General features: G+C 63.5%; 6 protein-coding genes. All 6 read right to left on the reverse strand.

The features are described from left to right. Positions 1 to 41 precede the first annotated feature (41 nt). Positions 42 to 3,512, reverse strand: coding sequence for a hypothetical protein (locus HX846_RS08600; RefSeq protein WP_178965256.1), 3,471 nt, complete (start codon positions 3,510 to 3,512; stop codon positions 42 to 44). 106 nt (positions 3,513 to 3,618) lie between these two features. After that, complete coding sequence (locus HX846_RS08605; RefSeq protein ID WP_178965257.1) at positions 3,619 to 4,350, reverse strand: UTRA domain-containing protein; 732 nt, start codon at positions 4,348 to 4,350, stop codon at positions 3,619 to 3,621. Between the two features lie 38 nt (positions 4,351 to 4,388). Further along, positions 4,389 to 4,955: a nicotinamide riboside transporter PnuC gene (pnuC, locus tag HX846_RS08610; RefSeq protein ID WP_102369486.1), complete on the reverse strand. Its 567-nt coding sequence runs from the start codon at positions 4,953 to 4,955 to the stop codon at positions 4,389 to 4,391. Between the two features lie 15 nt (positions 4,956 to 4,970). Then, positions 4,971 to 5,807, reverse strand: coding sequence for a 5'-nucleotidase, lipoprotein e(P4) family (locus HX846_RS08615; protein WP_003208300.1), 837 nt, complete (start codon positions 5,805 to 5,807; stop codon positions 4,971 to 4,973). 12 nt (positions 5,808 to 5,819) lie between these two features. Continuing rightward, positions 5,820 to 7,967 carry a TonB-dependent siderophore receptor gene (locus tag HX846_RS08620; RefSeq protein ID WP_178965258.1) on the reverse strand — a complete coding sequence of 716 codons (2,148 nt, stop codon included), beginning with the start codon at positions 7,965 to 7,967 and terminating at the stop codon, positions 5,820 to 5,822. A 126-nt stretch (positions 7,968 to 8,093) separates the two neighbouring features. Next, positions 8,094 to 8,344, reverse strand: a 251-nt coding sequence (locus HX846_RS08625) for a rhodanese-like domain-containing protein (RefSeq protein ID WP_256739798.1), incomplete at its 5' end; no start/stop codon positions are given.

An 8,344-nucleotide genomic window follows, 5' to 3' on the forward strand; every position in this document is an offset into this window, starting at 1 on the left:
CCCGCTCCCACATGGGTTCTGCCGGGTGTCAGGAAGTTCAGTTATGGCTTGTCCACATCATGGTACTCACCCCCATACCCATCCCCCACCCGCCAGATAATGTCGTGGTTCTCATTGGTCCATTCCGACGGTTTCAGCGAGTACTTGTAGTCCTCTGAGTTACGGTTATTCCCGTCCCCGATAAAGTCCGGGTGGTCCCGCCGATGGTCGCCCCCGCGGATACTCGACCGCGCATCCCACTCTTCCTTGCGGAAATCAAAAATGCTCTGGTCCTGCGGCGCATCCCGCTGGCCCCAGTCGGACAGGTAGGTCTGCAACCACACGTATGCTTCATCCCCGTTGGGCTTGAGCAGCCCGTCCTGCTTGAAGTCCTGGATCTGGTCCCAGTTCTGCATCGAGATCTTGTGCAGCTTGTGGGACTGCACCGTGCTCAAGATCGCCCCGACAAACGACAACGCGCCGGAGATCAAGAAACCCACCGGTCCCAGGAACGGAATGATCCGCCCGGTCACCCCCAGCGTGCCCAGCACGCCGCCGGCCGCGCCCACCAGGCTGCTGACACCACCGGCCATCGACAGTGAGCCCGAGGCGATTTTCACCGGGTCTTTCTCGCGCACACCATCACGCAAGGTAAACGCCGCCTGCACCACACTGATCACGCCGCCTGCCACGTCGGTGGCCATGCCGATCACCTTGATCGCGCTGCTGGCGAACTTCGCGCCAAAACCGGCCCCGGCCACGCCGCCGCGGCTGGCAATGCCTTTTTCAATGCCTTCCTGGATCTTCGCCGCACCTTCGTCGCTCCAGCCGCCGCTGTTGAGGGCCTTGCCCACGTCCTTGCCGTCGTCCATGGCCTGGTCGACGATCTCGAAATACTTCTTCTGCACCGCCTCGGCGTCCTTGGGCAGCGCGTGGTACCCCTCGCCGGGCTTGGCCCACAGGTCGGGCAGGGAACGGTCGAAGCCCATCAGCTTGTAGGCGTTGGTGCCGCGCAATTTGTCGTAGACCTTCAGGCCCAGCGTGGCGAAGTGCGAGCCGGTGCCGAGGAAGCCGAGGAAGTCGTTGGCGATGCCCAGGCGCTTCATCGGCGTATCCGCCAGCTTGCCGCCTTGCCCGGCGAGTTGGTAGACGATACGGCCCATGCCGATTGCGCCGCCCACAGAGCCGAGTACGCCGTTGTCCTTGAGGAAGTTGAGGTTCTTCACGAACGCGCTGCGGTTCTCTTCGCTGAGGCCCGGCATGATCTCCTTGCTCACGGCCTTGTCGATGTCGCTGAAGCTGATCACGCCGTTTTTCTGCCAGGTGTCGCCGAGGGAAATCATCGCCTTGCCGAAATCGGCGGCGGCGTTTTTGTCCTTGAGCAGTTGGTCGACGAACTTCGAATACACACCCAGCGCCTGGCGCGGCAGGCCGTCGGCACTGCCCTTGAGCATCGACAGGATTGCCATGGTGTTGTCGGTGGTGGCCAGGGCGGTGTTGTCGTCGGAGATCTTGGTGGGATCGTCCATCAGCTTTTCAACGGCATCGGTGTAGCCGTCGATCTGCAGGTTTTGCAGGAAGTTGTCGGCCTTGGCCGGGTCGATATCGGCCAGGGCGGTGTAGGCGGTCTGGATTTCCTGGGTGGCCAGTTCGGTCTTGCCGCTGTCCTGCAGGGACTTGATGTACTGGGTGAAGTTCTCCGAGGAGGTGCTGTCGATCAGGCGCTGCCTGGTCTCATCGACCTTCGCCTGGCCGCCGTCGACCTTGCCCAGGGCTGCGTCGTGGTTGGCCTTGATGTCGTGCTGGATGGTCGAGTCGCCGAGCAGGTCGTTGATGGTCTGGTCGATGGCCTTGGTGTCGAAGATGTTGTCGCGTACATCCCGCGAGGTCACGTCGATGGGCGTGGTGGCGATGCCCTGGTTGCCGAAGCCGTGCTCGGGAATGATCGACATGCCGTTGTCGGCCATGCTCCTGGCTTCCACCGCCCGCAGGAACTTGGCGCGCGGGTCGTCCTTGCCGATGCTGCCGTCCTTGACCCCGGCGCGGTAGCTGTCCACCAGGGTTTTCATCGACAGGTCCTGCACCGACAGCGGGTTGCCGCTGTCATCTTTCTCGGTGGTGGTCAGGTTGTCGACGGAGACGTCCTTGAGGGGCGGCAGGCCGTTGTCGGTGCGCAGCTTGTCGACGTCGGTGGTTTGCGCGGCGATGTCGCTGCGGTAGCTGGAAATCTGCTCGAACATCTGTGGATTGCTGTCTTCCGACACCACGATTTTCTCTTCGCTGCCCCCCGGCTTGTGCTGGGTGAAGGCGATCAGGCCCGGGCCATAATCACCGGCGCCGCCGACGCTCATGATGTCTTCGGTGGAGGCCAGGTAAGCGTCCGGGGCGGCGAGGGTGTAGCCGTCGCCCTTGGCCTTTTCGATGCCGGCCAGGGTTTGGCCCTTGCTGGTGTAGGCGGCGAAGGCTTCGGGGGTGATGTCCTTGGACACCACCAGCAGTTTACCGTCGGCCTGGTTGACCACCAGGATGCCGTCCATGGGCGCGTCGACCTTGCTGATGTCGCCCAGCTTCAGGCTGGCCTCGTCCTTGCGCAGCAGTTCCTGGCCGGGCAGGGACTGGGCGTTCTTGATGTAGTCGAAGGCCTGCGAGCCTTCGCTGGCGTGCACGGCGTGGAGGAAGTTGTAGAAGGTGCCGCCCGCGTTGGGGTTGGGGTTGCTGAGGTCGGCGCCGGGCTGCGGCAGGTCGGCTTCGGACTTGCTGATCGCGTACTTGTGGCCCTGGTGTTCGAACAGGATCACTCCGGCGCTGCTGTCTTCGGACACCACTTTCAACTGGCTGAAATCGAGGTCGCCCGGCAGGCTGGTGACTTCTTCATAACCTTTGGATTTGCCGTCATTGAGGGCTTCCTTGGTCACCCCGGCCTGGGTGTAGGTGCTGAACGCCTGGGGCGTGAGCAATTCGGAAATGACCAGAGTCTTGCCGTTTTCAAGGCTGACCTTGAGGATGCCGTCTTCAGCCTTGCCCACGGATTTGATGTTGGCCAGGCGCACGCCGTCGCCGTCTTCGCGCAGCAGTTGCTGGTCGGGGTTCTTCAGGCTTTCGACGATGGCCTTGCCGGCCGGGGTGCCCTGGGTTTCGGCCAGGGTCTGGAGGAAGGTGTACAGCGGGGTACCTTCGTCGGGCCCGCCCTGGTTGACCGGGGCTACGGCATGGCCGAAGCGCAGGTTCTTCAATACGTCGAAGCCGTCCTGGGCGTTGGCCGCACCCTCGGCGCTGATCTTGTATTTGGCGCCGTCCTGTTCGAAGTAGATCACCCCGGCGTCCTTGTCTTCGGAAATGACCTTGAGCTTGTCGATGTCGAGTTTGGCCGGGAGGGCGGTGACTTCCTTGTAGTCCTCGGGCTTGACGGTTTTGTCGCCCAGCCCGGTGCTGGCAAGGATTTTGGCTTTGTTCAGGACGGCGTCGAAAACCCGCTCGGGAGCGTTGGGTTGATCGACGCGGGGCGACGCGGATTTTTCGGGGCGGGTGATCATCGGTTCAGTCCATGTGAGGGGCGCACGAGGACTCGATAGTAGGGGCTGCAAGCGAGTGAAAACGGGTTCGTTGGCAACAAGTCACAAGCTTTCACAGGTGTGAAATTCACGTCCCGGGGTAGCGCGTCTCCATCACGACGGACAATGCATCCGGACGCCAGAATTCCTGGTCAAACTCCACCGGCTGGTCATCCTCGCCGAAGTTCAAGCGTTCCAGATACACGCTGGTGGAACCGGTGGACAATTGCAGCAACTCGGCCTGTTCTTCATTCACCGTGCCAATGTGCATCTCCAGCTCACACCGCGACAGCACCCGGGAAAACCGCTCCCGCAGCAGTTGGGTCAGCGAGGTATTCAAGTCGGCGTCCAGCAGCCCAGGGCACCAGCTGGCCAGCAGCGCGTTGAACTCCAGCAACACCGGCCGCCGGTCGATCCAGCGCCGCCGTTGCAGGAAAAACATCGGCTCATCCGCCGACGCGAGACCCATCCGCCTGGCCAGCCAGTCGCCCGCGGGGCGCAGCTCTGCGTGCAGGCATTCGGTGCGCGGCGTACGGCCTTGGGCACTTACGTAATCCATGAAGCCGCTGATGCGTGTTGGGTCATAGCGGATGCGCCGGGGGCTGACAAACCAGCCGCGACGGTTTTCCCGGTACACCAGGCCCTCGGCTTCCAGTTGCTGCAAGGCCTGGCGCAAGGTGACCCGGGTGCAGCCGAAGCGCTCGATCATTTCCCGTTCGGAGGGGAATTTCTCATCGGCCTGGGGCACACCCGCCGCAATATCGTTGGCGATCTGTTCACGAATGCGCTGGTAGTGGGGTGAAATCGGGTCGAAAGGCATCCTGGGGTTCCGTGTGCAGGCCTGGCGTGGGCGTGACTCTACCGTTCCTGTTGGCGCAGGTCACGCTGCCACGACACCAACCCATACGCCGCCAGCACCACAAACCCGGCATACAGCGCAGCGGTCAGTTGCAGGTCCTTGTACACAAACAGCCCCACGTAGACCGTATCCAGCACGATCCACAGCCACCAGCTCACCACATACTTGCGCGCCGCCCACAGGCTGGCCACTAGGCTGAAAGCGGTGAGCAGCGAGTCGAGCCACGGCAGTGCGGCATCGGTGAAGTGGTGCATGGCGGCGCCCAGCAGCAGCGCGCCGATCACCCCGGCGAGCAGGTGCCGCCATGCTTCCTGGACCGGCAGCCGTTCCACCCGCACCTTGCCCGCGTCGATGCGCCCGGTGCTCCAGCGCCACCAGCCGTAGCCCTGCAACACAGCGAAGACCAGTTGCAGGAGCATGTCGGAATACAGCTTCACGTCGAAGAAGATCCAGCCGTACAGCAACACCGCGACCACGCTGACCGGCCAGCACCAGCGCACCCGTCGGGCGGTGAGCCACACCCCGGCGATATTGAAGATCACAGCGACTATTTCCAGCGGCGTCATACGGTCCCCTCAGGGTCAGTTTTGCAGGTGCAGCGCTTGTTGCTTGAGCTGGCGCTTGCGTTCAAAGGGCAGTTTTTCCTGGTCGCCATACGGCGCGCTGTACCAGTTGCCGTAAGTCGGGTTGGGCAGCACGAACCAGCGCTGGCCGAGCCAGCCCAGGTAGGGTTCGGCGGCCTTGCGCTGGGCGTCCAGGGTGTTGTGTTCGGCCTGCACGAAATCCCCCAGGGAATCACCCGCCAGGATCAGCACGCGGGCGTGTTGGGCGACCCATTGGCGTCGGCAGTTCTTGCCGTAGCCGGCGTGTTCGCAGCCGCCAATGGGCGTGCCGGCAGCCAGTACCTGCTGCTCGCTGTCCACCGGAAAGCCCCGCAGGCGCAGGTTGTTGACGGTGGCCTGGACCTGGCTTTGCTCTCGGTTGGTGATGTAGTACACCGTGATGCCTTTGTGTTTGGCGGCCTGCAGGAACGTCACGGCGCCCGGCAGCGCCTGGGCCTTGGCCTGGTCGACCCAGGTGTTCCAGCGGTCGTAGGAGTAGACCTGGTTGTTGACGACGTCCCGGGCATTCAGCGGGATGTTGTCGAGCACGGTCTCGTCGATGTCGACGATCACCGCTGGCGGCAGCCCGGCCAGATTGCGCGGTGGCAAGGGCAGGGCGTCCCAGTCCGGGGTCTTGAGGGCCACGTCCAGTTGGCGAGTGGCGTTGGCGAACACCTGGCGGTAGATCAGCTCGTGCTCGATGGAGGTCTGGGTCCACAGCACCGCATCCAGCTGGTCGTTGGCGGGCGGTTGCTGCTGGCAGCCGACGAGGGCGGTGGAGAGCAGGCACACACTGGCAAAAATCAGATTACGCATGAACAGTCAGCCTCAAAAATTGACGGTGGCGGATAACCGCGCGGTGCGTGGCGCGCCCAGGAACAGGTAGCCATCGCCCGCCGATTCACCCACATCGCGCCAGTAGCGTTTGTCGAACAGGTTGTCGACGGTCAGGCGCAGCACAGTATCGTAATCACCGACTTTGGTGCTGTAGCGTCCGCCGACATCGAACACCGCATAGTCGTCGACCTTCACGCTGGCCTCGCGGTTCGCGTACTTGCTGCCGCTGTATTGCACGCCGCCGAGCAGGGCCAGGCCCTTGATCCCGGGAATGCTGTAGTCGCCGTGCAGGCTGGCGCGCAGCTTGGGTACGTTGATCGCCTGGTGGCCGTCGTAGTCGTCGGTGCCGCTGCCGCTCACCCGGGCGCGAATCGCCGCCACGCTGGCCGACACTTGCAGGTTATCGGTCACTCGGCCGTTGGCAGAGAGTTCCAGACCCACGTTCTTCTGCTTGCCTTGCTGCACAAAGGTGAGGGTGCCGTCATCGTTGGGCCGGTTGTATTGCAGGTCCTGGGTGATCTGGAACAGCGCGGCGGTCAGGCTCAGGCGCTGGAAGTCACGCTTGATCCCCACTTCCAGCTGGCGCGAGGTGGTCGGCGGCAATACCTCATCGGCGTTGCTGCTGAACCATGCCGCGGTGCCGCCCAGGGACAGGCCCTTGCTGTAGCTGGCGTACAGGGTGGTGTCCGGGCGCGGCTTGTAGATCAGCGCCACCTGGGGCAGGAATACGCTGCGCTGGGTATGGCGGGTGGTGTCGCCGGCCTGGTCGTAGGTTTCTTCGTCGAGGCGCACCTGGCGCCCGCCGAGAATGGTTTGCCACTGCTCGTTGAAGCTGATGCGGTCGCTGGCGAACAGCCCGTATTGGCGGCTGTCCAGGCGCCGGTAGGTATGGCCCAGCGGCCCCTCGTAGGGGTCAAGTACCGGCGGCTTTTCGTAGATATTGCCCTCGCCGATGTATTCGTTGACTGATTCACGCCGGTCCACCAGGCGGCGCAAGGCAGTGGTGCCGAAGGTCAGGTCATGCTTGAGAAAACCGGTGTCGAACTGGCCGTTGAGGGCGGCCTGGGCTTCTTCGTTGCTGCGGGTGTCGTCGGGGCTGCGGTAGTCCGAGATGTCGTAGTCACCCTCGGCGCTGAAGTGGTTGGGCACTGCGGTGTTGGCGCAACTGGCGGCGCCGTAGCAACCCCAGGCGAAGGTGCTGTAGTCGTCGATCACCACGCGGCTGCGGGAGGCGCTGAAGCTGGCTTTCCAGGCCTCGTTGAAGCGGTATTCGAACAGGCCGTCGAGGTTCAGCGACTTGATGCCCACCGGGTTCGACCAGCTCTGGTAGCCCAGCAGATCCCGTGGCGACACGTTGTGGGGCACGGTGGTGCCGCCGAGCAATTGGTATCCGGGCACCGAGCGTTGCTCGCGGTTCTGGTATTCGGCGTTCAGTTGCAGCAGGGCGTTGGGGCTGATGTTCCAGTCGAGGGCCAGGGAGGCAAAATCCCGCTGGCCGTCGGCGTGGTCGACGTAGGAACGGATGTCTTCGTGGGCCAGGTTGACCCGCACCCCCACCTGCTGCTCGGCACCGAGCCAGCCGCCGACGTCGGTGGCCAGGTAGCGCTCGCCGTGTTCGTTGGTGGAGACAGTCACCGAGCGCACGTTCTCCGGGCGCTTGCTTACGTAGTTGATCAAGCCGCCGGGTTCGGACACGCCGCTTTGCAGCCCGGACAAGCCCTTGAGCACTTCCACTTGCTGCTTGTTTTCCAGTGCGACGTTCTGTTCGCCGGTGATGGTGCGACCGTTGATCTTGTAGCTGCTGGCCGGGTTCAACGAGAAACCGCGCACCACGAAATTCTCGTAGTAACCCACCGGCGCATAGCTGTCGCCGACCGAGGCGTCGTTCTTCAATACTTCACTGAGCAGGCGGGCTTGCTGGTCTTTCAGGCGAGCCTCGGTGATCACCGCCACCGAGGCCGGGGTGTCCAGCAGCGGGGCGTTATCGAAGCCGGCGACAGCGGCCTTTTTCGCCTGGTAGTCGGTGGCCTGTTCACCGACTACGGTAATGGTGTCCAGGGTCGCGTCCTGGGCGTGGGCGGCCGTGGCGGCGAGGGTGATGCTCAGGGCGAGCAGGGTGTGACGGTACGGTGTTGCCATAAAAGGAGCGCTCCAAGGGCCTGCCCGCTGGCGCCTCGCGCTTTATTGGGCGCAAAGGGGCCCAGCGCTGCGCAACGGACGGGTTGCCAGTACGAAATTAAAAAGCCGGGGTCGCCGCAAAGGGCGTCAGGCCGGAGCTGCTCCGGTAGTCATTGGTAAGCGTGCGTCGGCGGCCCATTCCTGCAGCGAGCCGTCGTAGAGTGCGAGGTCCTGGCGACCCAGCAGGGTCAGGGCCAGGGCGTTGGCCGCCGCGGAAATTCCGCCGCCGCAGTACAGAATCAATGGACCGTCGCTGTGCAGCAGCGTGGGTCCGATAGCCACGGCCAGGACGTCCTTGGGCAGGTAGCGACCCTGTGCATCAAACAGCGTGCGTGCCG

Origin of the sequence: Pseudomonas sp. K5002 (assembly GCF_013386655.1) — a bacterium.
Classification (GTDB): domain Bacteria; phylum Pseudomonadota; class Gammaproteobacteria; order Pseudomonadales; family Pseudomonadaceae; genus Aquipseudomonas.